The following is a 1,118-nucleotide window of genomic DNA, read 5'->3' as shown; positions in this document are numbered from 1 at the left end:
CGCCATGTAGATACGTTGCTACATGGTTGCAGGCAATGCCGGTCGCAACGTCAAACGGCCCTGCTCGCCTTGTAGCCCCGTCGGCACTTCTGTCGCGCGAGCTCCTGAAGCGCGTCGAGGGCCGAGCCTGCAGACTGGTAGTGGTCGTGCCGCCGACGACCCGAGCGACCGATCCTCCCCCACTCGCGTACGAGCACCCAGTCGCCGAAGAGCGTCGGCTGCACCGATAGGACGTAGAAGCGCCGCTTGTTGTTCGCCTCGTCGATGCAGCGGAGGTGGACGTCGGTCGGGAAGAGATTGAGCTGCATCAGACTGGCTCTCCTTCGCCGACCGGCCGCTGAAGCCGCGATATGGTCGAAGCGGACACGCCCATGTCGCGTGCGATCTCCCGGCAGCTCTCGCCGGCCGCCAGTCGATCTAGCGCTTTCTTACGCTGATGTTCGCTGAGCTTGGGCTTCGGCCCGAACCTGACCCCGCGCTCCCGCGCCACCAACCGACCATCGGCAGCACGCTGCACGATCCGGCCTCGCTCGTCCTCGGCCAATGCCGAAAGGAACGCGAGGAAGCCGCGGCCGATGGGCGTCGTGAGGTCGAGATGCGGCTTGTCGAGCACCTTGATGGCGGCGCCGCGCTCGGCAATGCGCTGCATGATGTTGATGCCGTCCATCATCGAACGTGTGGCACGATCCCATTCGGCGACGATGAGGATGTCGCCGGTGCCGATTGCGTCAATGGCGCGTTCGAGCTGCGGCCGGTTCTTAACCGCCTTACCCGAGGCCTTCTCACGGAAGATCGTATCGCAGCCGACAGACCGGAGCGCTCCGATCTGACGATCGAGGTTCTGGGATGGTGTCGAGACTCTGGCGTATCCAATCAGCATCCCTCACAGGGTGCCGAAACGGCTTCAAACCCGCAACGAGAATGTGCAACATAGCCACACCGCAGAAAGGCTCATCTTCTTCTTGGCGTGTTGCATAAGTCGTAAAATCAGAATCTACATGACTTATGATGATGCTCTATCGCGCCGAAGCCGAGCTATGGCCGAAGCTGGGTGATGGCGGTTTGAGGAAGGCGGCGTATCGAGGCGGGTGACAAGCCTGCCAGGACCTCCAGAAGGA

General features: G+C 62.3%; 2 protein-coding genes. Both read right to left on the bottom strand.

Going from position 1 to position 1,118, the window contains the following annotated elements:
• Positions 1 to 50: 50 nt before the first annotated feature.
• Complete coding sequence (locus DLJ53_RS34590; protein WP_111352846.1) at positions 51 to 308, bottom strand: WGR domain-containing protein; 258 nt, start codon at positions 306 to 308, stop codon at positions 51 to 53.
• Positions 308 to 880 (bottom strand): recombinase family protein, encoded by a 573-nt coding sequence (locus DLJ53_RS34585; protein WP_111352845.1) that lies wholly within the window; start codon positions 878 to 880, stop codon positions 308 to 310. Before DLJ53_RS34585 ends, DLJ53_RS34590 begins: the two co-directional genes overlap by 1 nt.
• Positions 881 to 1,118 lie beyond the last annotated feature (238 nt).

It is taken from the genome of Acuticoccus sediminis (genome assembly GCF_003258595.1).
GTDB lineage: Bacteria > Pseudomonadota > Alphaproteobacteria > Rhizobiales > Amorphaceae > Acuticoccus > Acuticoccus sediminis.
This window is presented reverse-complemented; position numbering and strand designations above follow the sequence as displayed.